Raw genomic sequence first — 23,279 nt, 5'->3', positions numbered from 1 at the left:
GCCCCGGTTCCGGACAAGGTGCGACCGCCGATCTCAGAATCTCGCCGGGCGGCGGGTGCAGGGACCGTCGTGGTCGGCCCGCAGCAGGCAGCGCCGCCCCTCGGGCAGCAGCGTGTCACAGAAGACCCGGTGCCGCAGGTGCTGCGCGTCCTCGGCGGAGACCGTGGTCTCGCCGGGGTCGGTCTGCGCGAGCACGCTCGCCCACCGCGCCACCACCCGAGCCAGCCGTACGGCGGAGAGCAGGTCCCTCGTGATGACCGGCAGGTGGATGACGAAACGCTCCCGGGCAGCTCTCATCAGTGTTGACCTCCGGCGAGTAGGACGGGATGTCGGCGGGTCGACCGCAGGTGGCGGAGGATTTCCGCCCGACCACTCAGCGTCACTGGAACTATAGACACAGGGGCTCAGGGGCACAACCAGACCTACCGACGGGGGAACAAGGCTTATGCGCCATGACCATCGATCCGCGCTCGCACACCCCGGTCTACGTGCAGCTCGCCGACCTGCTCCGGCAGCGCATCGAGTCGGGCGAGTTCGGTTCCGGAACGACCTTGCCGAGCGAGACGCGGCTGACGCAGGAGTATGGAATCGGCCGCGAAGCCGTGCGCATGGCCATCTCGTTGCTGCGGTCCGAGGGACTGGTCAGCACGGTGCGGGGCCACGGCACCCACGTTCGGGAGACGCCGGTGCGCCGGCCGGTCGAAGTGCCTCCCGGCGCCACGGTGGTCGCGCGGATGCCCACGGGCGAGGAGCGGCGGAGCATGCAACTCGACGAGGGCGTGCCGGTGCTGGAGGTTCGCCACCCGGAGGGCACCACGGAGGTGCTGGCCGGCGACCAGATCGAGCTGACCCGCCCCGCCGGCTGACCCACCTTCGACGCGGGCCGCGCGTCCTGATACTCCGCGAGTGGAACACCATGAACGTCACCACACCTGTTTGACACCCATGAGGTTCCACTCGTCCGGGCAGCGCCGAGCTACGAGGCAGCCGGCACCGCCACCGTTGTGGGCGTCGGCCCGGAGAGCCAGAGGCCCGTCGGCCGCGCGGTCACTCCTCACTGCTGGTCGAGCAGGAACGGCACGTCCGGGCAGCTCAGGCACACGAAGACGCGCAGCGCGCCGTGTCGGCCCACGACCACCCCGGTCGGCTCGTACGGGTCGTCGTCCGGCTCGCCGTCCGTCCGCGTCGGCTGCCAGCGCCCGGTGCCCCGCTCGGAGGAGGCGACGACGAGGGCCAGCGTGGTGGGGCCGGCGCAGCGGGGGCACGGCGTCGGGCGTAGGTCGGTGAGGCTCCAGTCGGCGTAGCCGCCGACCTTCCAGCCGGGCGCCATGAAGGTTTCGACGTAGTTGTCGTCGTACTCGCCCTCCTCGTCCTGCTCGTCGACCAGCGTCCGCAGGCCCGCCGGCAGCTCCTGCGGGTACGGGTACTCGACGACCTGTTCCGGGTACAGCCGGCACGGCCGGGGCACGTACTCGTCGTTTCCGACCTCGCCGCGCGGCGGCTCCGCGAGCAGTTCGGTCAGGTCGGCCTCCCGCCGCCAGCGCAGCTCCACCGTCGGCCCCCACGGGCCCTCGGAGTGCTCGAACGGGCACCACAACACCTGCAACAGGTCCGCCCCGCCGGGGCGGGGCAGGTCGGGGACATCCTGCGCGCGCAGCTGCGCCAGCGCGACCATCGGGTTCGGTACGGGGTGCGCTCGCGGCACGTACCGGTGGCCGACGACCGGGCCGCCCCCGCGCGAGCCCCAGCCGGTGAAACCCGGGCCGACCAGGGTGGCGATCTCCCGGTGCAGCTCGACCTCGCCCTCGGCCAGGACGTGCGACTGCCTGCGCCCGCGCTCCGCCGCCCGCATCCGGTTCACCAGCTCGGCCGGGATCGGCACCTCCTCGTGCACCATGTGCGGCGTGGCGCAGGTGGGCCAGGGCTCGTCGGCCGGCCAGCGCAGCGGCCCGCCGACGTGGCTCCCGGCGGCCGTGACCGCCCACGGGCGGGGGTGCAGCCGGGTCGCCGTACGGCCGAGCTTCTCCAGCCCGGGGTAGCGGGCGAGCACGTCGGGCGGGAGGGGCGGGGTGATCATGGCGAGATCGTAGGCCGCCGACGGTCGCGCGGTCAGCCGGCGCCGACGACGTCGCAGGGGGTGTCACCACCGGCCCGCGACGCGCGCCACCCGCACGGCGGCGTCAGCGGTGCCGCCTGCCCAGCCGCCATCCCGCCGCGGTCCAGCACGTCCCCCAGAGCAGGAAGAACGGCGACCACAGCAACAGGTCCCACCACGCCAGGTCGCGGGCCAGGGCGGCGTGCCCGACCGGAGGCGGCCGGACACCGGTCAGCAGCAGCGCGTCACCGACCAGGCCGTGTCCCAGCGCCCCGACCGAACGGGCGATCATGAGGATGCCGAGCGTCCAGGTGACCGCCAGCAGCAGCCGGCGCGGCAGGGTGGCCCGCCACGGACGCAGGGTGGCCAGCGCGACCACGACGCCGACGACCGCGGCGGCGGCCAGCACCCAGTGGCTCGCCACGAACAGCGGATCACGGGCGAGGAGCCGTTCGCGCAGCTCCGGCGGGAGCGGGTCCTTGTCGGCCAGTGCGTTTGCCCCCAGCGCCTGCGCGAGCTTCATCGCCCCGTAGGCCGAGGCGCACGCCGCCGCGCCGTACGCGCCCACCCGCGCCCGGTCAGTGCGCGGCACGTCTCGTCACGACCACGTAGGACCGGATCATCGCCACGAGCAGCCCGATCATGACGAGCCCGAGGACCCCGTGGTACCACCGCCAGCCCACGCCGAGGCCCACGAACCCGTCCACCACCATGATCGTCGCGCCGGCCCCGACGGCCAACAGCATGCCCGCCAGCGCCAGCAGCATCAGGGGCCTCGGCACCCGGCGCCCCGGCGCCGTGACCGTGGCGAGGGCCAGGCAGGCGCCCGCCACCCCCGACGCGGTCGCCGACCACTGCGCGGTCGTCACGGCCATCACGTCGCGGGCGTACCGTTCGTGCTCGGAAGCCGGGACGACCGGGCCGCCCGGGAAGCCGAGCCGGGAGTCGAGGGCGAAGGCGGCCTTGCCCGCGGCGTACGCGAGGAAGAGCACCGCCACCGCGTAGGCCGGCCATCGCCGCGCACCAGGAGAAGCGTCCATGGCCTCGACGCTAGGTCCCACGGGCCGCACGCCGACTCCCGAGCGCGAGGGGACCGCCTCCCCCGCGGGAGGGAGCGCGGTGGGTCAGGCCGGGCACGGCCCGGGCCGGCGCCCGTTCACGGCCCGCACCTCGCACCGGCCGGAGGGCTACCGTCGAGACATGGACGATCATAATTCTGCGGCGGGTGCCGCCTGGGTGCCGGACGCGTGCACACTGCCGACGGCCGCGCGACCGCTGCGACTCGCCGAGTTCGACCGGTTCTTCCGCGAGGCGGTACGCGACGTCACGCGGCTCTCCGCGCGGCACCTGCGGTTGCGGCTCACGGACACGACGCAGGCGGAGCAGACGGCACGAGACCTGACGGCGCGCGAGTCGGCGTGCTGCTCGTTCTTCGCGTTCGACCTCTCCCGGACCGACCCGGATGCGCTGACGCTGGACATCCGGGTACCGGCGGCACACGTCGACGTGCTCGACGGCCTCGCCGACCGGGCGGCGACAGCGGCGGGCGGACGGTGACCGGGGCGGCCGGTCTGCCACGGCGGTGGTGACGGCAGGGCCGCGACAGCACGTGAGGGCGCGCCTCCACCGGTGATCATCGCGGCGTGGAGGCGCGCCCTGCCGACGGTGTCGGCCGTGGAGGGATCCCGTGCGATCCGCTCCAGTTGCCAATATTCCGCAGTTGCCACGACTTTGCAATAAGGCATACTGACCGGAAGAGCCTCCACTCGCGAAAGGGTCCCCATGGCCGTCTACAAGCTCCCCGACATGCCCTACGACTACGGGGCGCTCGAACCCGCCATGAGCGGTCAGATCCTGGAGCTGCACCACAGCAAGCACCACGCCGCGTACGTCAAGGGCAGCAACGACGCCCTCGACCAGCTCGCCGAGGCCCGTGACAAGGGCGACTACTCGGCGCTGGTCGGCCTGGAGAAGACCCTCGCCTTCAACCTCTCCGGGCACGTCCTGCACTCGATCTTCTGGAACAACCTCTCCCCGGAGGGCGGCGACCGGCCCGACGGCGAGTTGGCCGCCGCCATTCAGGACCACTTCGGCTCGTTCGACGGCTTCGCCGGGCAGCTCTCCGCCGCAACGAAGAGCGTGCAGGGCTCCGGGTGGGGCGTCCTGGCATGGGAGCCGCTGGCACAGCGCCTCATCGTCGAACAGGTCTACGACCACCACGGCAACGTCGGCCACGGCTCGACGCCGATTTTGGTCTTCGACGCCTGGGAACACGCCTACTACCTTCAGTACAAGAACGTGCGTCCGGACTACGTCGACCGCCTCTGGGACCTGGTCGACTGGGCCGACGTCGCCAGGCGCTTCGACGCCGCGCGCGCCGCCGGCAACCCGCTCACCGTGGCGCCCTGATGGCGGCCGACCCGGGGTCGGCCCTCAGCGGCGGGTCGCCTGCCCGATGACCAGGTGAGGCTCCGGCTGCCTTCGACCCATGACGGTGGCCCGCTCCATCCTGCTGTTCCTGCTCGCCGCGCTCGCCGAGATCGGCGGGGCCTGGCTCGTGTGGCAGGGCTGGCGCGAGAACCGGGGGCTGCTGTGGGTGGCCGCCGGGGTCATCGCCCTCGGGCTCTACGGCTTCGTCGCCACCTTCCAGCCCGACCCGAACTTCGGCCGCATCCTGGCCGCGTACGGCGGCGTCTTCGTCGCCGGCTCCCTCGCGTGGGGCATGGTCGTCGACAAGTTCCGCCCCGACCGCTACGACCTCGTCGGCGCGGCCCTCTGCCTGGTCGGGGTCGCCGTCATCATGTACGCCCCGCGCAGCGGCTGAACCACGCGGCGGTGTCGGACTCCGCCACTAGGCTGCGCGCCATGATCACAAGACCCACCGAGAAGTGGGGCCGCAGTGTGCGGGAGCAGCGGACCGCGATCGCGGCGGGCACCCTCACCGAGGCCGCCGCGTACGCGCTCCGCCTCTGGCCCGAACCCTTCATCACCGCCGTCGACACCGTTCTCGACGCCTACGAAGCGGACGTACGCTCGCTCTCCTCGCCGTCCGACGAGGAGGTCTTCGCCGCCGTGGAGCGGGTGGTCACCGCCCTCAACGCCGTCAACGACGAGCACGGCAGGATCGAGACGGGGGAACGCGAGGACCTGTGCGAGCACATCGACGTCGTGCTGACGGGCGCGGGCCAGGACGTCGAGGCGCTCACCGCCCGGCGCGGCGTCGAACGTCACGAACTCACCGACGAATGGCGCGACTGGTAGGGCCGCGCCGCCGGCCTTCGTCGGCGGCGGTGCAACAGACCGGCTGCGCGACGGCGACGGAAGCGGCCGTCACCCGACCTCGTCGGCCAGCACGACGGCTGTCGCGGGAACGTCGAGTTCACCGGCACCTTCCGGATGCACGACGCGATAGGCGTCCGGTAACCCGTCCGGCGGGAGGGTGCGCCAGCGCGCCCCCACCACCGTGGTCAGGTACCCGGCATGATCGCCCTCGACCAGTCGCACCCGCACGCCGGGGAGGTAACCGGCCGAGCCGGCGAGCGGTGGCATGACAGGGTCGCGCCAGGTGGGGCCGGGCAGCCGGTCCCGGACCAGCAACGCACCCGGCTGGAGATCGTCGGCGTTCCGCTCCACCCGGAATCCGGCGGACCCGAGAACCTGCGCCATCGCGGCGGCCATCGCCTCCCTGACGGCCCAGTGGTGTCGCATGGCGGGGTGGAACTCCGAGCCGTCGTGCCGGTACGCGCCCGCTTCCAGCGCCCGGACGGCCTTGTCGCGCAGGACATCGCCGACGACCCAGCCGACCCACACCCCGGGATCGTCCCCGCAGCCGTGGAAGACGGACGCGCCGCCGCCGGGGCCGTCCTGATGAGCGTCGCGAGGCAGCACGGACAGGCCGGCGGCGACCAGCTCGCCCCGGACGGCGTCGGCGAGGGCCTCGGACGCGACCGGTCGGGAGGCGTTCATGCTTCTCATGATCCACCCCCGGCTGGAAGTCGGACTCGCCGGCCGGCAGGTTCTGGTCGCGGCGGCAGGTCACCGGATACCTGGTTGCGTGCTCCCCGTGCCTGCGGCAGCCTCCATCGCATGATCGAGACGCACGTACTCAGCGAGGACGATTGGAGGACGTGGCGGGAACTGCGCCTCGCCGCGCTGGCGGAGGCGGCGTACGCGTTCGGCTCCCAGTTGGCGGACTGGCAGGGCAACGGCGACCGCGAGGAACGCTGGCGCGCCCGGTTGGCCATCCCCGGCTCCCGCAACATCCTGGTGACGCTCGACGGGCAGCCCGTCGGGATGGCCAGCGGGGTGCCGACCGGGAAGGACGGCGTCGTCGAGCTGATCTCGATGTACGTGGCGCCGGCGGGACGTGGCCGGGGCGTGGGCGACCACCTCGTGCGGGCGATCGAGCAGTGGGCGCGGCAGGTGGGCTCGGAGACGCTGCGGCTGGCCGTGGCGGCGGGCAACCGGAACGCCTGGGCGCTCTACCAGCGGCACGGCTTCCAGGACACGGGCGAGCTGGGTGACCTCATGCCCGACGGGGTGCGCCGGGAGCACATCCTGACCAAGAGCCTCGTCAGCTAGCGGCCGGGCATCGTCGCGGGCGATCGACGGCACCCGCCGGCCGCCCGCGCGGAGGTGGCGCGGTCACTACGCACGGCCATTCAGCCCGGCGGCGTCGGGCTGCCCGGTGCGCGCGGGCTCAGTACGGCTGGCCACACACCTTCCAGGCCCCGTCCTCCTTCACCAGCATGAACGTGTGCTGGTCGGTGAAGCCGCTGCCCAGCGTCAGGGCCATGTTCACCGTCGCCGACGTGCGGCCGTTGACGCTCGACACGTTGACGCCGTTGACCTTGTGACTGTGGATCCTTGGCTGCTGGGCGACGCCCTGGGCGAACGCCTCCCTCGTGTACCCGCCGCGCGTGTCGCCGCACAACAGCTCGTACGCCGCGTCCGGATCGCCGGCCTCCAGGTGGCTCACGAACGACTCGGCGGCCTGCCGCGCCGGGTCCGTCGCGCCCTTGGCCCCCTTGTACAGGAAGAAGCCTCCGATGCCGGCGCCGCCGCAGCACAGCACGACGACCACGCCGACGACGACCAACACGGTGCGCAGCGTGCGCCGCTTCGGCGGTTGGGGCACCTGGTACGGGTGAGCCATGGGTAGTGACGGTAGGGGATGCGAGAAGTCCTCGGACAGGTCCTCGCCGTGATCCCGACCATAGGGCCCGAACTCCACCGGATTCCGTCGTCGCGCAGCGGCAGGATGGCCGGGCGCAGCGGGCCGGAGCCGCGATTACCGAATGCTACGGTGACCGCATGATTGCGGTGCCCGAGTGGATGCGGCCGCCTCGCCCCGAGGGGTGGTACGCCGACGATCTTGACAAGCTCGCCGAAGCACCGCGCCACACCGAACTCATCGATGGAGCACTCGTCTTCATGATGTCTCCCCAGCGGGTCTGGCACGCCCGGATGGTCACCGCGCTGGTGAACAGCCTGACGGACCAGGCACCGCCGGGCATCGAGGTCGACAGGGAGATCACGATTCGGCTCGACAGGTGGAATCGTCCCGAGCCCGATCTCCTGGCCACGACGGCACCTTACGATCCGTCCCGAACCTTCTACACGCCTGAGGAGACTCTTCTGGTCGTGGAGGTTGTCTCTCCGGAGTCGGCCCACCGCGATCGGACGGTCAAGCTGCGCAAATACGCGGAAGCCGGCATCGCCAACTACTGGCGCATCGAGGAGGAGGGTGGATCACCGGTGGTCCACGCCTACGAACTCGACGGGCCCACTCGGTCGTACGTGCCGACCGCAATTCATCGACACGAGCTGCGCACCACGACGCCGTTCACGATCAAGCTCGATCTGGATGGGCTGGTGCCCGGCCGCAAGAGCTGAGCCGGGCGCCGACTCCGTCAGAGGTTGAAGCGGAACGTCACTACACGTTGAAGCGGAACTCCACGACGTCGCCGTCCTGCATGACGTACTCCTTGCCCTCGATCCGGACCTTGCCGGCGGCCTTGGCCGCCGCCATCGATCCGGCCGCGACCAGGTCGCCGAAGGAGACCACCTCGGCCTTGATGAAGCCGCGCTGGAAGTCGGAGTGGATGACCCCCGCGGCCTCCGGCGCGGTCGCGCCGACCGGGACGGTCCAGGCGCGCGCCTCCTTGGGGCCGGCGGTGAGGTACGTCTGGAGCCCGAGCGTGCGGAATCCGACGCGGACGAGCTGGTCCAGGCCCGGCTCGTTCTGCCCGATCGACTCCAGCAGCTCGCGGGCCTCCTCGTCGGGCAGGTCCACCAGCTCGGACTCGATCTTGGCGTCCATGAAGACCGCCTCGGCCGGCGCCACCAGGGCGCGCAGCTCGTCGAGGAACTCGGCGTTGCCCAGCTCGGCCTCGTCGACGTTGAAGACGTACAGGAAGGGCTTGGTGGTGAGCAGGTGCAGCTCGCGCAGGTGCTCCAGCTCGATGCCCGCGTCCTTGGCCCCCGCGTAGAGGGTGACGCCGGTGTCGAGCAGCTCGACGGCCTGCTTGGCGGCGGCGACGGCGGCGGCCCGGTCCTTGCGGAGCTTGGCCTCCTTCTCCAGCCGGGGCAGCGCCTTCTCGAGGGTCTGAAGGTCGGCGAGGATCAGCTCGGTGTTGATCGTCTCGATGTCGTCGGCCGGGGAGACCTTGCCGTCGACGTGCACCACGTTCGGGTCGGAGAAGGCCCGGACGACCTGGCAGATCGCCGAGGCGTCGCGGATGTTCGCCAGGAACGCGTTACCCCGGCCCTGCCCCTTGGAGGCGCCGCGCACCAGGCCGGCGATGTCGACGAACGACACCGGGGCGGGCAGCACCTTCTGGGAGCTGAAGATCTCGGCGAGCGTGTGCAGCCGCTCGTCCGGCAGCCCAACGACGCCGACGTTGGGCTCGATGGTGGCGAACGGGTAGTTCGCCGCGAGCACGTCGTTCTTGGTCAGCGCGTTGAACAGGGTGCTCTTGCCGACGTTGGGCAGGCCGACGATGCCGATGGTGAGACTCACGACGAGCCAGCTTACGCCGATGCCCCGCACCCCGATTCAGGCAGGCCGGTGCACCGGCCCCACGCCCGACCGATCTTGGTACGAGACTGCCCCTCCAGGGGCGCTCCCGTACCAAGATCGGCCGGAGGACCGGGCCGGCCCGGAGGGCCGGGTCGGGGTCGGGTGGGTCGGGTCAGGCGAGCAGGCGTGGCGGGATCGGGGTCTCCCGCACCGTGCCGTCCTCGGCGCGGCTGACCTCGTACGCCGAGGGGCCCTCGCGGTCGGCGACCGCCTCGACCAGGCGGGTGCCCCGGTAGAGCAGGCCGGTGCCGTCGTCGGTGCAGTGGGCGGTCGGCAGCGTGCCGTCGCCGACCAGCCGGTGCATCAGTGGACGGCGCTGCTCCTCGCTGTCGTAGTGCACACCGTTGCCGTAGGGCAGCCAGCCCAGCCCGTCGGTGAAGCCGCGCAGGGTGGTGCCGAAGCTGTCGGTGGCCCCACCGGCGTGCCAGCAGATCGAGCCGGCGGAGACGCCGCCGAGCACCACGCCGGCCTCCCAGCACTCGCGCAGGATCTCGCCGAGGCCGTGCACGCGCCAGACCGCGCAGAGGTTGGCGACGCTGCCGCCGCCCACCCAGATCACGTCCTGGGCGAGCAGGTGGGCGCGGACGTCGTCGACGTTCGGCATCGGGAACAGCGCCAGGTGCGTCATCCGGAACCGGCTGCCGGCGAACGCCTCGTAGACCCGGGCGAGCGTGGTCGGCTGGTCCCCCTCGGCCTGGTTGAGGAAGCAGATCCTCGGCTCCGGCCCGGCCTCGGCCAGCTCGGCGGCGAAATCGAAGACGGGGTTGACCCGTCGGGGTTCGCCCTCGTGGCGCGGCGCGTAGATGCCCATGCTGGTGGCGAGGATGGTCGGTTCGCTGGCGGGCACGGTCGTCCTTCCGTCGGGGTCGGCGAGGCCCATCCTGCCCGAGACCGCTCCCCTGCCGCTCAGCGCCCGCCACGCGGGCCCGCCCGGGACGGCCGCCGGCCCGGGGCTGCCGCCGTCGCCGCCAGGGTCCGCGCCGCCGGTCACCGCCCGCCGTCGGTGACCGCGCCCAGCAGCGTACGCAGCAGGTCGGCGAGGCGCCGCTGGTCGTCGGCGGGTAGCGCGTCGAGCAACCGCCGCTGGACGGCCAGCCCCGCCTCGGCGGCCTCCTCCACCAGTTCGAAACCGGCCGGGGTGAGCGTGACCTGGAGCCCGCGCCGGTCCGCCGGGTCGGGTGAGCGGCGGAGCAGCGCGGCGCGTTCCAGCCGGTCGAGCCGGCCGGTCATACCCCCGGAGGTGAGCATCAGCGAGGCGGTTAGCGCCTTCGGCGCCAGCGTGTAGGGGGCGCCGGCGCGGCGCAGGGCGGCGAGCACGTCGAACTCGCCCCGGCTGATCGACCAGCGGGCGTAGGTGCGCTCCTGCTCGTCGCCGACGAGCCGGGCCAGCCGGTAGATCCGGCCGAAGACCGCCATCGGCTCGGGGCGCATCCCGGGCCGCTCGCGCTGCCACTGCTCGACGATGCCGTCGACGTCGTCCCGCTCGGTCACCCCCGGATTGTGCCGCACCTCGCACTCCCGCTTTTACTCGCTACGAAGTAGCTTAGTGGCAAGATACTTAGCAACAAGAGTTAGCGAGGAACCGTGGACCGACGCCGGCTCGACATCCTGCTCACCGCCGCCGCGCCGACCGCGTGGGGCACGACGTACCTGGTCACCAGCGAACTGCTGCCGCCCGACCGGCCGCTCTGGTCCGGCGCGATCCGGGCCCTCCCCGCCGGCCTGCTGCTGCTCGCGCTGACCCGGCACCGCCCGCACGGCGCCTGGTGGTGGCGCGCGGCCGTGCTCGGCGCGCTGAACATCGGGGCGTTCTTCCCGCTGCTCTTCTTCGCCGCGTACCACCTGCCCGGCGGCGCCGCCGCGGTGCTCGGCGCCACCGGGCCGCTGCTGGTGGCGGGGCTGACGGTGCTCGTGCTCCACGAGCGGCCCCACCCCCGGGCGCTGGCCGCCGCGCTCGCGGCGCTCGCCGGGGTCACCCTGGTCGTGCTGCGACCCGGCGCGGGCCTCGACCCGACCGGCGTCGCCGCCGGGCTGACCGCCACCGCCGCGATGGGCGCGGGCCTGGTGCTGACCCGTCGCTGGGGCCGCCCGCCGGGCGTCGGCACGCTCACCGCCACCGGCTGGCAGCTCACCGCCGGCGGGCTGATGGTGGTGCCGGCGGCCCTGCTGGTCGAGAGGACGCCGCCCGTGCCCGACCCGCCGGCACTGGCCGGCTACGCGTGGCTGACGCTGGTCGGGACGGCGCTGGCGTACGCGCTGTGGTTCCGGGGCGCGGCCCGGCTGCCGGTCACCCAGGTCTCGCTGCTCGGCGCGCTCAGCCCGCTGACGGCCGCCGCGCTCGGCTGGGCCGTGCTCGGGCAGGCGATGACCGGCTGGCAGCTCGCCGGCTTCGCCGTGGCGGTCGGCGCCACCGTGGCCGGGCAGCTGCCGGTGCGCCGGCCCGGCCCGGTCAGTCAGTCGCGCGGCCCGGCGGGTCAGTCGCCCGCCCCGGTGGGTCAGTCGCCCGCCCCGGTGGGTCAGTCGCGCGGCCCGGCCTGGCGGGGAACCACTGCCTCGATCGGCAGGGCGCCGGGAGCCAGCTCCCCGGCGGCGGCCAGCGGCAGGGTGAAGCGGGCCTCGGCGGCGGGACCGGCCGCGTACGACTCGCGGAGCATCCAGCGCACCTCGTCGGCCGTCCAGCCCAGCCCGGCGCGGCCGGCGATCTCCCGGACCAGGCGCAGCGCCACCCGGGTGTCGTCGTCGTAGAACCGCATGCACCAGTGGTGCACCCACATGCCCAGCGCGCGCAGGCCGTCGGCGTCGAGCGACCGCACCAGCCGGCCGCAGGCGGTGTCACCGAACGCCCGCCCCGGGTCGCCGGCCCGGTCCCGTTCGATCGCGCCGACGGCGGCCGGGGCGACCGCGCGCATCCGGTCGTAGAAGCGCTGCACCACCACGCCGTCCAGCGGAGGGTGCCCGTCCCGTGTCGACGCCGCCCGCCGACCCGCCACGCTCGCCATCGCCGCACCCCTTCTTGAGTTGGTGGCCGGACGGTACCGGCCACAACCGACACTTTCGGCTCCGGACGTCCCGTTCACGCCCGCACGGCCAGGTCCGATTCCCGCGAGCCAGGGCCGTCGAGCAGGGGCATCATCGGTGACGTGGAGTTGGACTTCGAGCGGTGCTACCGGGCGGTCGACAGCCGCGACCAGCGGTTCGACGGCTGGTTCTACACCGGCGTCACGTCGACCGGGATCTACTGCCGGCCGTCCTGTCCGGCGATGACGCCGAAGCGGCAGAACGTCCGGTTCTTCCCCTCGGCCGCCGCCGCCCAGACGGCGGGGCTGCGCGCCTGCCGGCGCTGCCGGCCGGACGCCGCCCCGGGCTCCCCGCAGTGGGACGTACGGGCCGACGTCGTCGGTCGGGCCATGCGGCTGATCGCCGACGGGGTGGTGGACCGCGACGGCATCCCGGGGCTGGCCGCCCGGCTGGGCTACACCGAACGGCACCTGCACCGGATGCTGCGGGCCGAGATGGGCGCCGGCCCCCTGGCCCTGGCCCGGGCGCAGCGCGCGCAGACCGCCCGCACCCTGATCGAGACCACCGGGCTGGGCATGGCGGAGGTCGCGTTCGCCGCCGGGTTCGGCAGCGTGCGGCAGTTCAACGACACGGTCCGGGAGGTGTTCGGGGCGGCTCCGTCCGAGCTGCGCTCCGCCCGCCGCCAGCACCCCGTTCCGGGCGGGGCGGGCACGATCACGCTGCGGCTCGCGTACCGCCCGCCGCTGCACGCGGAGGCGCTGCTGGACTTCCTCGCGCTGCGCGCGCTGCCCGGCGTCGAGGAGGTGCGCGACGGGACGTACCGGCGGGGTCTGCGGTTGCCGCACGGCCCGGGCGAGGCGGCCCTGACCCCGGCGGACGGGCACGTGACGGCGACGCTGCGGCTGACGGACATGCGCGACCTCGCCCCCGCCGTGGCCCGCTGCCGGCGCCTGCTCGACCTCGACGCCGATCCGACCGCCGTCGACGGCACGCTCGCCGCCGACCCGGCACTGGCCGGGGTGGTCGCCGCCGAGCCGGGCATCCGGCTCCCCCGCTCGGTCGACGGCTTCGAGATGGCCGTGCGCGCGATCGTCGGCCAGCAGGTCTCCGTCCGCTCGGCCCGCACCACCCTCACCCGCCTCCTGACCCACCTGCGCCCAGCCGCCCCCACCCCCGCTGGCGTCGATCAAGAGGTCCGGGCGCCCGGGGAGCGCTCTCGGGAGCCCGAAGCTCTTGATCGACCAGCCGAGGGGGCGGGGAGCGCGGAGAGGGTGGGCCGGTTGCGGGGGTTTCCGGGCGCCGAGGAGGTGCTCGGGGCGCCGGACGAGGTGTTCGGGATGCCGGCGGGGCGGCGGGAGACGATTCGCGGGCTGGCCCGTGCCGTCGCCGACGGGTCGCTGGACCTGGCGCCCGGCGGGGACCGCGAGGAGAGTGTCCGGCGGCTGCTGGCGCTGCCCGGGATCGGGCCCTGGACCGCGGGCTACGTCGCCATGCGCGCCCTCGGCGACCCGGACGTCCTGCTCCCCACCGACCTCGCCGTACGGCGGGGCGCCGCCGCCCTCGGCCTCCCCGACGCCCCCACGACCCTCGACACGTACGCCGACCGCTGGCGCCCCTGGCGCTCGTACGCGGTGATCCGACTATGGAGAGCAGCATGAGCATGAACGACAGCACCGTCATCGACACCCCCGCCGGCCCGCTCAGCATCGTGGCCGGCCCGGACGGCGCGGTCCGGGCGGCGGGCTTCACCGGCGACCCGGAGAGCCTGCTCCCCCTGATGCACCCGGCCCTGCGGGCGCCGCTGCGGCACCGGGCCGACCTCGGCCCCGTCTCCGTCGCAGTGGCGTCCTACCTGGACGGCGAGCTGGCCGCCATCGACGCCGTGCCGGTGGAGCAGCACACGGGGGGCGCGTTCATGGCGCACGCCTGGCAGGTGCTGCGCGAGGTGAAACCGGGAGACCCGGTGACCTACACCGGTTTCGCCGGGCTGGCCGGCCGCCCCGCCGCCGTACGGGCCGCCGCGGCGGCCTGCGCCCGCAACGCCGCCGCCCTCTTCGTCCCCTGCCACCGGGTGCTGCGTACCGACGGGACGCTCGGCGGCTACCGCTGGGGGCTGGACGTGAAGAAGTGGCTTCTCGGGCACGAGCGGCCATGACGGGAAGCCGACACCTGCGCCGGCCCCGTTTGAGGCTACCGTCGGGTAGTGCCTGCGGAAGGTGACGGCGACCCGGCCTGCCCGGTCGATGCCGGCCGGCACCCGCTGCACAACCTCTGGCGACTGCGCCACTACCTGCGCCCGCACGCGGCCGAGTTCGGCTGGCTGCTGCTCGCCGGCCTCGCCGCCACCGGGGCGGGCATCGCCGTACCGCTGGTCGCGCAGCGGGTGGTGGACGGCCCGGTGGCCCGGCAGGACCCGGCCGGGCTGTTCCGGCTGGCCGGGCTGGCGCTGCTGCTCGGCCTGGTCGAGGCGCTGCTGATCTTCATCCGACGCTGGGTGCAGTCGTCGTCCTCGATGCGGATCGAGGCGGCCATCCGCGAGGACGTCTACGCCCACCTGCAACGGCTGCCGACCAGCTTCCACGACCGCTGGCAGTCCGGCCAACTGCTCTCCCGGGTCACCAGCGACCTGTCGGTGCTGCGCCGGTTCCTCTCCTTCGGCCTCTTCTTCCTGATCCTCAACCTCGTCACCTACCTGGCCGTGGTGACGCTGCTGATCCGGCTGCACCCCGCGCTGGGACTGCTGGTGGCGGGCAGCGCCGTGCCGCTGTTCCTGATCAGCCGGCGCTTCGCGCGGCACTACCACGCGGCCTCCCGGCGGATGCAGGACCAGCAGGGCGACGTGGCCACGCTGGTGGAGGAGACCGCGCAGGGGCTGCGCACGATGAAGGCGTACGGGCGGGGGCCGGAACTCGCCGCCCGTTTCGCCGCCGGCGCGCGGGCGCTGCACGACACCGGGGTCGGCAAGGGCCGGCTGCTGGCCCGCACCTCCGCCCTGCTCGACCTGGTGCCCAACCTGACGCTCGGCGTGGTGCTGGTCGCCGGCGCGGCGGCCGCCGCGGGCGGGGTGCTGACCATCGGCGAGCTGGTCGCCTTCGTCAGCCTCCAGCTGATGCTGATCTGGCCGGTGCAGTCGCTGGGCTGGATCATCGCCAACGGGCAGGAGGCCGCCACCGCCGCCGACCGGGTACGCGAGGTGCTGGACACCCCGCCGGCCATCGTGGACGCCCCGCACGCGCTCGCCCTGCGCCGCGCCGACGTACGCGGGCGGCTCCGCTTCGAGCGGGTCTCGTTCCGCTACCCGGGCACCGCCGCGCCGGTGCTGCGGGAGATCGACCTGACCGTCGAGCCGGGCGAGACCCTGGCCCTGGTCGGGGCGACCGGCTGCGGCAAGAGCACCCTGCTCTCCCTGGTGCCCCGGCTGCACGAGGTGACCGGCGGGCGGATCACGCTGGACGGGCACGACCTGCGCGACCTGCGGCTGTCCGCCCTGCGCCGGCTGGTCGGGGTCGCCTTCGAGGAGCCGACGCTGTTCTCCATGTCGGTGTGGGAGAACCTCACGCTCGGGCGGCCGGAGGCCGGCGAGGACGAGGTGCGCGCCGCGCTCGCCCTCGCCCAGGCCGACTTCGCGTACGAGCTGCCGTGGGGGTTGGCCACCCGGGTGGGCGAGCAGGGGCTGTCGCTCTCCGGCGGGCAGCGGCAACGGCTGGCGCTGGCCCGGGCGGTGCTCGGCCGCCCCGCGCTGCTCGTGCTGGACGACCCGCTGTCGGCCCTGGACGTGCACACCGAGGCGCTGGTCGAGACCGCGCTGAAGCGGGTGCTGCGCACCACCACCGCCCTGCTGGTCGTGCACCGGCCCTCCACGATCGCCCTCGCCGACCGGGTGGCGCTGCTGGAGGAGGGCCGGATCACGGCCGTCGGGCAGCACTCGGAACTGCTCGCCGGCGTGCCGGCGTACCGCGCGGTGCTCTCCGCCGAGCCCACCCCCGTGCCGCCCGGCGCCCGCGGCCTGGTGCGTTCGTGACCGGCGACGCCGCCCGGCGCACGAACGGGGCGGACCTCGCCCGGTGGCGCGGCGTCGCCACCGACCCGGACGCGGACCGCAGCCGCGCCGAGGACACCGACCCCGAGGCGGTGGCCCGGCTCCGCGCCCGCAGCCGGGTGCTGCTGCGTGACCTGCTGCGCCCGCACCGGCGCCGCCTCGCGCTGGCCGTCGCGCTGTTGCTCGGCCAGAACGCCGCCGCGATGGCCGGGCCCTACCTGGTGATGCTCGGCATCGACCGGGCGATCGCGCCGCTGCGGGCCGGCGAGCCCGGCCCGCTGGTGGTCGTCGCCGCCGGGTTCGCCGCCGCCACCGCCGTCGAGTACACCGCCCGCCGGGGCTTCCTCACCCTCTCCGCGCGGATCGGCCAGGCCGTCCTGCTCGACCTCCGCCAGCGGGTGTACGCGCACTTCCTGCGCCTGTCGGTGGCGTTCCACGAGCGGTACACCTCCGGCCGGATGGTCTCCCGGCTCACCAGCGACCTGGACTCGATCGGCGAACTGGTCGGCGGCGGCATCGACGGCCTGGTGCTGGCCGTGCTGTCGATCCTGTCGGTCGCCGGCATCCTGCTCTGGCTGGACGTGCCGCTGGCCGCGGTGACGCTGCTCGCGTTCCCGTTCCTGTTCTGGCTGAGCCGCTGGTTCGCGCGGGCCTCGGCGGACGCGTGGCGGCGCACCCGGGAGACGGTGGCGCTGGTCATCGTCCACTTCGTCGAGTCCATGCGCGGCATCCGGGCCGTGCAGGCGTTCCGCCGGGAACCGCGCAACCAGCAGATCTTCGGGGCGGTCAGCGACGACTACCGGCGGGCCAGCCGGGACGCGTTCCGGCTGATCGCGACGTACTCGCCGGGGATCAAGGTGATCGGCAACGTGACCGTGGCGGTGGTGCTCTGCTACGGCGGCTGGCGGGTGCTGGGCGGGGCGACCGGGATCGGGGTGCTGGCGGCGTTCCTGCTCTACCTGCGGCGGTTCTTCGAGCCGATGCAGGAACTGAGCCAGTTCTACAACTCGCTCCAGTCGGCCACGGCCGCGCTGGAGAAGCTCGCCGGGGTGCTCGACGAACGGCCGTCGGTGGCCGAACCGGCGCGGCCCGTGCCGCTGCCCGCCGGGCCGGGGCGCGGGGCGGTCGTCTTCCGGGCGGTCACCTTCGGCTACCGGCCGGACGCGCCGATCGTCGCGGGGCTGGACCTCGCCGTCCCGGCCGGCCAGACCGTGGCGCTGGTCGGCGCGACCGGCGCCGGCAAGTCGACCGTCGCCAAGCTGCTCGCCCGGTTCCACGACCCGTTCTCGGGCGCGGTCACCCTCGACGGGGTCGACCTGCGCGAGGTCGCCGACGCGGAGCTGCGGCGTGCCGTGGTGCTGGTGACCCAGGAGACCCACCTGTTCGGCGGCACGGTCGCGGAGAACATCCGGTTCGGCCGTCCCGGCGCGGACGACGCCGCGGTGGAGGCCGCCGCGCGGGAGATCGGCGCGCACGACTTCATCGCCGCCCTCCCCGACGGGTACGCCACCGAGGTGCAACGGCGCGGCGGCCGGCTCTCCGCCGGGCAGCGGCAACTGGTCGCCTTCGCCCGGGCGTTCCTGGCCGACCCGACGGTGCTGATCCTGGACGAGGCCACCTCGTCGCTGGACGTGCCCACCGAGCGGCTGGTGCAGCACGCCCTCGGCACCATCCTGGCCGACCGCACCGCGCTGGTGATCGCGCACCGGCTCTCCACCGTGGAGACGGCCGACCGGGTGCTGGTGCTCGACGCCGGGCGGATCGTCGAGGACGGCCCGCCCGCCCGGCTCGCCGTCGCCGGTGGCCGGTACGCCGCCCTGCACCGGCAGTGGCGCGACTCCCTGGTGTGAGACCCCGGTCGGTCGCGCCCGCCGGTCGACGGGCCCCCCGATGATCGTCGATGCCACTAGACTCACCGCGCCGAGCGGAGCGGTCCACCGGGTGGTCGTCCCGACGGCGGCGACGAGGGGGGTTGCGACGTGCGGTTCGGACGACGGGTGACGGTGGCCGGGATGGTCACCGCCTGTGCGCTGGGTGCGGCGGCGGTCGCCGGGATGCCGTTCGGCGACGCCGGCCGGACACCGGCCACGCTCACCGCCGGGGAGACCCCGGTGTCGCCGGGTGACGACGCCGCCCCGACGGGCGCGCCGGTCCGCGCCGACAGCGGGCTCGGCAGCCGCCCCCGAGGCGGCGCCACGCCCGGCGCGGCGGCGACCCTCCGGGCCCGGCCGGCCGCCGAGGTCGCCGCCGACAGCCCCGCCTCGGTCACCTACCTGCGCGACCGCTACCGGGTCGACGCCGACGAGGCGGCCCGGCGGCTCGCCCTCCAGGAGCTGTCCGCGCCGCTGGCCGCCCGGCTCGCCACGGAGTTCCCCGAAGCGTACGGCGGGATGTGGCTGGACCAGGCCGCCGGCGGCGTGCTGACCGTCGCCGCCACCGGCGTCGAGCCGGTCCGAGCGGCGCTGGCCGGCATGCCGGACGCGGCGCACGTCCGGGTGGTGCCGGTGCGTCGTCCGCTGCGGCAGCTCACCGAGGCGGCGACCCGGCTGTCCACCACGCTCGACGCCACGGCCGGCGCCGACGTCCTGGTGGACGAGCGGGCCAACGAGGTCGTCGTGCTGACCGGCGACCGGATCGCCGCCGACGACCCCCGGTTGGCCGGGGCGCTGCGCGCCGCCGGGGTGCCGGCCCGCGCGCAGGCCCGGATCGCCGAGACCGTGGTGCGGAAGGCCTGCGACCCGCGCTACTGCGCGCAGGCGCCGATGCGCGGCGGCATCCGGCTGGACGTGCCGCGCGACGACGACACCGTGGGCGGCTGCACGACGGGCTTCAACGTGGTCGCCGGGCTGCGCGACGCGTACGTGCTGACGGCGGGGCACTGTGTCGTCGGGGGGCGGCACCAGCTGGTGGACCGCACCTGGCACCAGTTCCTCGGCCCGAAGGTGCCGGTGACCGTCGAGTCGTCGAGGCCGGGGCTGGCCGAGAACGCCTACCCGTACGACTACGCGATCATGCCGTACCAGGCCGGCGCGACCGGGCTGTGGGCGTACCCGGCGGGGGCCACGCAGGTGCCCAGCCTGGTCAACTACTGGTGCGTGCCGGACAGCACCGGTTGCGCCACCCGGGGCAGCCGCGACGTGGCGATCACCGGGCACGTGCCGTGGAGCGCCATCCAGCCCGGCTGGGTGGTCTGCGCCACCGGAGCGGCGTACACCCCGAAGGCCGGCGAGCAGTACGTCGACTCGGGCGCGGGCGCCGGCTACGTGCCCGGCACCCGCTGCGGGGAGATCATCGGCAAGAGCAGCGGCGGCATCGACGTGCGCATCTGTGCCCGCCCGGGCGACAGCGGCGGCCCGCTCTTCACCGAGGCCGACGGCAAGGCGCTGGGCATCCTGTCGCACGGCGACCCGGGACAGGGCCCCTGCACCAACCCGAACGAGCGCAACTCCTACGCCCCGGTCTCCACGATCCTCGATCGGGCGAACGCCCGCACCTACGGGGGCCTGCGGCTCCGGCTGGCCACCCAGGGCCCGGTCCCCCCGCTGGCCCGGCCGGCCATCCGCTGACCCGTCGACCGGGCGCGTCGGAGGGCATCCGTCGCGGCACGCGGGTTATCCCGTGGTCCGGCCCCCGGCCGCTGCCTACCATCGACGGATGACCGACACGGAGAGGACGGCCCGCGCAGGCGTCCCCGAACGTCCGAGCCTGGACGGCATCGAGGAGACCTGGGCGCGCCGCTGGCAGGAGGACGGCACGTACGCGTTCGACCGCGCGAAGGCGACCGTTCGGGGGCGCAGCGCGGCGTCAGACGCGCCGAGCCCGAACGGTCGCAGCGGCGACGTGTACGCGATCGACACCCCGCCGCCGACCGTATCGGGCGAGCTGCACATGGGGCACGTCTTCTCGTACACGCACACCGACGTGGTGGCCCGGTTCCAGCGGATGCGCGGGCGGACGGTCTTCTACCCGATGGGCTGGGACGACAACGGCCTGCCCACCGAGCGCCGGGTGCAGAACGTGTACGGCGTGCGCTGCGATCCGGCGCTGCCGTACGACCCGGGCTGGCAGGCCCCCGAGGCGCCGGTGGGGGAGGCCGCCCGCAAGGATCCGACCCCGGTCTCCCGGCGCAACTTCATCGAGCTGTGCGAGCGGCTGACCGTCGCCGACGAGCAGGTCTTCGAGGCGCTCTGGCGGCGGCTCGGGCTCTCCGTGGACTGGTCGTTGACGTACACGACGATCGGCGCGGCGGCCCGGGCGGCCTCGCAGCGGGCATTCCTGCGGAACCTGGCCCGGGGCGAGGCGTACCAGGCGGAGGCGCCGACGCTCTGGGACGTCGGCTTCGCCACCGCCGTCGCCCAGGCGGAGCTGGAGGACCGGGAGCGGCCCGGGGCGTACCACCGGCTGCGGTTCACCGGGCCGGGCGGGCGGGAGGTGCTCATCGACACCACCCGACCGGAGCTGCTGCCGGCCTGCGTGGCGCTGGTCTGCCACCCCGACGACGAGCGGTACGCCGACCTGGTGGGCGGCACCGCGCGCACGCCGGTCTTCGGGGTGGACGTGCCGGTGCGGGCGCACCCGCTGGCGGACCCGGCCAAGGGCACGGGCATCGCGATGGTCTGCACCTTCGGCGACCTGACCGACGTGACCTGGTGGCGGGAGCTGCGGCTGGACACCCGCGTGGTGATCGGCCGGGACGGCCGGCTGCTGCCCGAGCCGCCGGCCGGCGTGCCGGCGCAGCCGTACGCGGCGCTGGCCGGGCAGACCGTCAACGGCGCCCGGCGGACGCTGGTGGAGCTGCTGGCCGACGCCGGCGACCTGGTCGGCGAGCCGCGACCCGTCACCCACCCGGTGAAGTTCTACGAGCGCGGCGACCGGCCGCTGGAGATCGTCTCGACCCGGCAGTGGTACCTGCGCAACGGCGGACGCGACGCGGGCCTGCGCGAGGAACTGCTGGCCCGGGGCGGGGAGCTGCGCTGGGTGCCGGAGCACATGCGGCACCGCTACGCGCACTGGGTGGGCGGCCTGACCGGCGACTGGCTGGTCAGCCGGCAACGCTTCTTCGGCGTGCCGGTGCCGGTGTGGTACCGGCTCGACGACGCTGGCGAGCCGGACTGGTCCCAGCCTCTCACGCCGGCGGAGTCCGCGCTGCCGATCGATCCGTCCACCGACGCCCCGCCGGGGTTCGAGGAGTCGCAGCGGGGCCGACCGGGGGGCTTCGTCGGCGATCCCGACGTGCTCGACACCTGGGCCACCTCGTCGCTGACCCCGCAGATCGTCGGCGGGTGGGAGACCGACCCGGACCTGTTCGCCCGGGTCTTCCCGATGGACCTGCGCCCGCAGGGGCAGGAGATCATCCGCACCTGGCTGTTCTCCACCGTGGTCCGCTCGCACCTGGAGCACGGGGTGCTGCCCTGGCGGGACACGGTGCTCTCCGGTTGGATCCTCGACCCCGACCGGAAGAAGATGTCCAAGTCCAAGGGGAACGTGGTCACCCCGATGGCGCTGCTGGAGCAGCACGGCTCCGACGCGGTGCGGTACTGGGCGGCCAACGGCAAGCCGGGCATGGATCTCGCCTTCGACCCGGCCCAGATCAAGGTCGGCCGGCGGCTGGCGACCAAGCTGCTGAACGCGTCGAAGTTCGCCCTCGGGCTGGGCGCCGCCGACGCGCTGCGGGCGCCGGCCACCGAGCCGCTGGACCGCGCCATGCTCGCCGAACTCTCCGGCGTGGTCGCCGCCGCGACGTCGGCGCTGGAGGCGTACGACCACACGGCGGCGTTGCAGGTCGCCGAGGGCTTCTTCTGGCGGTTCTGCGACGACTACATCGAGTTGGTGAAGGAGCGCGCCTACGGCTCCGGGCCGGGGGCGGACTCCGCCCGGGCGGCGCTGGCCACCGCGCTCTCGGTGCAGCTGCGGCTGTTCGCCCCGGTGCTGCCGTACGCGACCGAGGAGGTGTGGTCGTGGTGGCGGTACGGCTCGGTGCACCGCGCGACCTGGCCCACCACGTACGAGGTGGACCGGGCGATCCAGGGCGCCGGCGAACCGGAGCTGCTGCGGCTGGCCGCCGACGCGCTCAGCCAGGTGCGCCGGGCCAAGTCGGAGCGGAAACTGTCGATGAAGGCGGAGGTGCCGCTGGCCGAGGCGCTCGGCCCGGCGGCCCTGCTGGAACAGCTGACCGTGGTCGCCGACGACGTCCGGGCCGCCGGCCGGATCACGAAGCTGGACCTGCTGCCCGACCGCACCCCGGAACTCGTGATCGCCTGCGCGTTCTGACCGTGGCGCCCCGCCGCGCCCCCTACGGCGCGGCGGGGCTCACCAGCCGCGCAGCAGGCGCAGGCCGAGCAGGAAGGCGACGACGGCGGGGCCGACCAGCAGGGTGATCGCCTGGAGGCGGTACGGCATCCGGTGCCGGGTCAGCTCCACCGCGTTGCCCAGCACGATCACCCCCGCCAGCATCAGGAACGCGCCCCACATCGGGGCGGCGTCGACGTCGACCAGGTCGACGCGGGTCAGTTGCAGCGTCCCGCCGAGCAGCAGGGCGCCGGCCAACGCCAGCAGGGAGACCGTCCGGTGCAGCCCCCGGGCCAGCGGGTGGATCAGCCACCAGCGGTAGGTGCCGGCGACCGCCAGGCAGGGCAGGACGACCATCAGGGGCCAGCCCCGACCGAACACGCCGAACATCAGCAGCGCCCCGACGGCGAACACCAGCGCGCCGAGGCAGGCGACCACGTAGCCGGCGAAGGCCCGCCCGCCGCCCCTGGCCAGCAGCGGCCCCCCGGTGGCGGCGATCAGCGCGCCGGGGATCAGCACGAACCCCGCCCACCAGTGGAAGTGCCCGGTGGACTGCGCGGCCGTGGTGGTCGCCGCCGCCGCCAGCCCGGCCACCGCCAGGCTGACCATCCAGTGCCGGCCGGCACCCGGATAGGACTCCCGCGACATCACCAGCCCCGTCTCCGCGCTCACGCCGACAGCCTCGCCCAGCCGCCCGGCCCGGTCCATCCGGGCAGCCCTACCATCGCGAGGCCGGGCTGCCCGGATGGGCCGTCAGG

The 23,279-nt window shown here is 74.3% G+C and carries 24 protein-coding genes and 1 pseudogene; 14 read left to right on the top strand and 11 right to left on the bottom strand.

Annotated elements, in window-relative coordinates:
- Positions 1-33: 33 nt before the first annotated feature.
- The gene (locus ACLQ22_RS06360; protein ID WP_425691427.1) at positions 34-297 is read right to left on the bottom strand and encodes a hypothetical protein; all 264 of its coding nucleotides are present in this window, start codon (positions 295-297) and stop codon (positions 34-36) included.
- Between the two features lie 155 nt (positions 298-452).
- Here ACLQ22_RS06360 and ACLQ22_RS06355 point away from each other — a divergent pair, with 155 nt between their 5' ends.
- On the top strand, positions 453-866 hold the full coding sequence (locus ACLQ22_RS06355) for a GntR family transcriptional regulator (protein ID WP_425691426.1): 414 nt from the start codon (positions 453-455) through the stop codon (positions 864-866).
- 188 nt (positions 867-1,054) lie between these two features.
- Here ACLQ22_RS06355 and ACLQ22_RS06350 read toward each other — a convergent pair whose 3' ends face one another.
- The 3 genes from ACLQ22_RS06350 to ACLQ22_RS06340 all read right to left on the bottom strand — a co-directional run bounded on the left by ACLQ22_RS06350 (position 1,055) and on the right by ACLQ22_RS06340 (position 3,135).
- Positions 1,055-2,077 (bottom strand): hypothetical protein, encoded by a 1,023-nt coding sequence (locus tag ACLQ22_RS06350; RefSeq protein ID WP_425691425.1) that lies wholly within the window; start codon positions 2,075-2,077, stop codon positions 1,055-1,057.
- A gap of 103 nt (positions 2,078-2,180) precedes the next feature.
- On the bottom strand, positions 2,181-2,687 hold the full coding sequence (locus tag ACLQ22_RS06345) for a DUF3995 domain-containing protein (RefSeq protein ID WP_425691424.1): 507 nt from the start codon (positions 2,685-2,687) through the stop codon (positions 2,181-2,183).
- Positions 2,674-3,135: a hypothetical protein gene (locus tag ACLQ22_RS06340; RefSeq protein WP_425691423.1), complete on the bottom strand. Its 462-nt coding sequence runs from the start codon at positions 3,133-3,135 to the stop codon at positions 2,674-2,676. The genes ACLQ22_RS06345 and ACLQ22_RS06340 overlap by 14 nt, the downstream gene beginning before the upstream one ends.
- A 160-nt stretch (positions 3,136-3,295) precedes the next feature.
- On the opposite strand from ACLQ22_RS06340, the gene ACLQ22_RS06335 reads away from it, so the two are divergent.
- From ACLQ22_RS06335 to ACLQ22_RS06320, 4 genes are all read left to right on the top strand, one after another.
- A complete protein-coding gene (locus ACLQ22_RS06335; RefSeq protein WP_425691422.1) occupies positions 3,296-3,652 on the top strand; it encodes a hypothetical protein in 357 nt (118 codons plus the stop codon).
- 225 nt (positions 3,653-3,877) lie between these two features.
- Positions 3,878-4,504, top strand: coding sequence for a superoxide dismutase (locus tag ACLQ22_RS06330; RefSeq protein WP_425691421.1), 627 nt, complete (start codon positions 3,878-3,880; stop codon positions 4,502-4,504).
- A gap of 79 nt (positions 4,505-4,583) precedes the next feature.
- Positions 4,584-4,919 (top strand): YnfA family protein, encoded by a 336-nt coding sequence (locus ACLQ22_RS06325; protein ID WP_416605894.1) that lies wholly within the window; start codon positions 4,584-4,586, stop codon positions 4,917-4,919.
- A 41-nt stretch (positions 4,920-4,960) separates the two neighbouring features.
- Entirely contained in the window at positions 4,961-5,356 is a 396-nt protein-coding gene (locus ACLQ22_RS06320) for a hypothetical protein (protein WP_425691420.1), read from the top strand.
- 69 nt (positions 5,357-5,425) lie between these two features.
- Here ACLQ22_RS06320 and ACLQ22_RS06315 read toward each other — a convergent pair whose 3' ends face one another.
- Complete coding sequence (locus ACLQ22_RS06315; protein ID WP_425691419.1) at positions 5,426-6,061, bottom strand: hypothetical protein; 636 nt, start codon at positions 6,059-6,061, stop codon at positions 5,426-5,428.
- 120 nt (positions 6,062-6,181) lie between these two features.
- Here ACLQ22_RS06315 and ACLQ22_RS06310 point away from each other — a divergent pair, with 120 nt between their 5' ends.
- On the top strand, positions 6,182-6,676 hold the full coding sequence (locus tag ACLQ22_RS06310; RefSeq protein ID WP_425691418.1) for a GNAT family N-acetyltransferase: 495 nt from the start codon (positions 6,182-6,184) through the stop codon (positions 6,674-6,676).
- A 118-nt stretch (positions 6,677-6,794) separates the two neighbouring features.
- Here ACLQ22_RS06310 and ACLQ22_RS06305 read toward each other — a convergent pair whose 3' ends face one another.
- Positions 6,795-7,250 (bottom strand): hypothetical protein, encoded by a 456-nt coding sequence (locus tag ACLQ22_RS06305; RefSeq protein ID WP_425691417.1) that lies wholly within the window; start codon positions 7,248-7,250, stop codon positions 6,795-6,797.
- A gap of 158 nt (positions 7,251-7,408) precedes the next feature.
- On the opposite strand from ACLQ22_RS06305, the gene ACLQ22_RS06300 reads away from it, so the two are divergent.
- Positions 7,409-7,990: a Uma2 family endonuclease gene (locus ACLQ22_RS06300; protein WP_425691416.1), complete on the top strand. Its 582-nt coding sequence runs from the start codon at positions 7,409-7,411 to the stop codon at positions 7,988-7,990.
- 40 nt (positions 7,991-8,030) lie between these two features.
- Here the strand turns inward: ACLQ22_RS06300 and ychF are convergent, their stop codons facing one another.
- From ychF to ACLQ22_RS06285, 3 genes are all read right to left on the bottom strand, one after another.
- On the bottom strand, positions 8,031-9,116 hold the full coding sequence (gene ychF, locus ACLQ22_RS06295) for a redox-regulated ATPase YchF (RefSeq protein WP_425691415.1): 1,086 nt from the start codon (positions 9,114-9,116) through the stop codon (positions 8,031-8,033).
- Positions 9,117-9,288: 172 nt separating this feature from the next.
- Positions 9,289-10,023 (bottom strand): Type 1 glutamine amidotransferase-like domain-containing protein, encoded by a 735-nt coding sequence (locus ACLQ22_RS06290; protein ID WP_425691414.1) that lies wholly within the window; start codon positions 10,021-10,023, stop codon positions 9,289-9,291.
- A 140-nt stretch (positions 10,024-10,163) separates the two neighbouring features.
- Positions 10,164-10,667: a MarR family winged helix-turn-helix transcriptional regulator gene (locus ACLQ22_RS06285; RefSeq protein WP_425691413.1), complete on the bottom strand. Its 504-nt coding sequence runs from the start codon at positions 10,665-10,667 to the stop codon at positions 10,164-10,166.
- Between the two features lie 93 nt (positions 10,668-10,760).
- Here ACLQ22_RS06285 and ACLQ22_RS06280 point away from each other — a divergent pair.
- Positions 10,761-11,528, top strand: a pseudogene (locus ACLQ22_RS06280) (EamA family transporter); the annotation flags it as partial.
- A 164-nt stretch (positions 11,529-11,692) separates the two neighbouring features.
- On the opposite strand, the gene ACLQ22_RS06275 reads toward ACLQ22_RS06280, so the two are convergent.
- Positions 11,693-12,175, bottom strand: coding sequence for a hypothetical protein (locus ACLQ22_RS06275; RefSeq protein ID WP_416605883.1), 483 nt, complete (start codon positions 12,173-12,175; stop codon positions 11,693-11,695).
- 141 nt (positions 12,176-12,316) lie between these two features.
- Here ACLQ22_RS06275 and ACLQ22_RS06270 point away from each other — a divergent pair, with 141 nt between their 5' ends.
- From ACLQ22_RS06270 to valS, 6 genes are all read left to right on the top strand, one after another.
- Positions 12,317-13,852 carry a DNA-3-methyladenine glycosylase 2 family protein gene (locus tag ACLQ22_RS06270; RefSeq protein ID WP_425691412.1) on the top strand — a complete coding sequence of 512 codons (1,536 nt, stop codon included), beginning with the start codon at positions 12,317-12,319 and terminating at the stop codon, positions 13,850-13,852.
- Positions 13,849-14,349: a methylated-DNA--[protein]-cysteine S-methyltransferase gene (locus ACLQ22_RS06265; protein WP_366639569.1), complete on the top strand. Its 501-nt coding sequence runs from the start codon at positions 13,849-13,851 to the stop codon at positions 14,347-14,349. The genes ACLQ22_RS06270 and ACLQ22_RS06265 overlap by 4 nt, the downstream gene beginning before the upstream one ends.
- Before the next feature lie 48 nt (positions 14,350-14,397).
- Positions 14,398-16,215 carry an ABC transporter ATP-binding protein gene (locus tag ACLQ22_RS06260; protein WP_425691411.1) on the top strand — a complete coding sequence of 606 codons (1,818 nt, stop codon included), beginning with the start codon at positions 14,398-14,400 and terminating at the stop codon, positions 16,213-16,215.
- Positions 16,212-18,083 carry an ABC transporter ATP-binding protein gene (locus ACLQ22_RS06255; RefSeq protein WP_425691410.1) on the top strand — a complete coding sequence of 624 codons (1,872 nt, stop codon included), beginning with the start codon at positions 16,212-16,214 and terminating at the stop codon, positions 18,081-18,083. Before ACLQ22_RS06260 ends, ACLQ22_RS06255 begins: the two co-directional genes overlap by 4 nt.
- Before the next feature lie 129 nt (positions 18,084-18,212).
- On the top strand, positions 18,213-19,799 hold the full coding sequence (locus ACLQ22_RS06250; protein ID WP_425691409.1) for a trypsin-like serine protease: 1,587 nt from the start codon (positions 18,213-18,215) through the stop codon (positions 19,797-19,799).
- 88 nt (positions 19,800-19,887) lie between these two features.
- Positions 19,888-22,503 (top strand): valine--tRNA ligase, encoded by a 2,616-nt coding sequence (valS, locus tag ACLQ22_RS06245; RefSeq protein ID WP_425691408.1) that lies wholly within the window; start codon positions 19,888-19,890, stop codon positions 22,501-22,503.
- A gap of 39 nt (positions 22,504-22,542) precedes the next feature.
- Here valS and ACLQ22_RS06240 read toward each other — a convergent pair whose 3' ends face one another.
- Positions 22,543-23,193 (bottom strand): hypothetical protein, encoded by a 651-nt coding sequence (locus ACLQ22_RS06240; protein WP_425691407.1) that lies wholly within the window; start codon positions 23,191-23,193, stop codon positions 22,543-22,545.
- Positions 23,194-23,279: the final 86 nt, after the last annotated feature.

The organism is Micromonospora sp. DT178 (assembly GCF_049841695.1).
Taxonomy (GTDB): Bacteria; Actinomycetota; Actinomycetes; order Mycobacteriales; family Micromonosporaceae; genus Micromonospora.
This window is presented reverse-complemented; position numbering and strand designations above follow the sequence as displayed.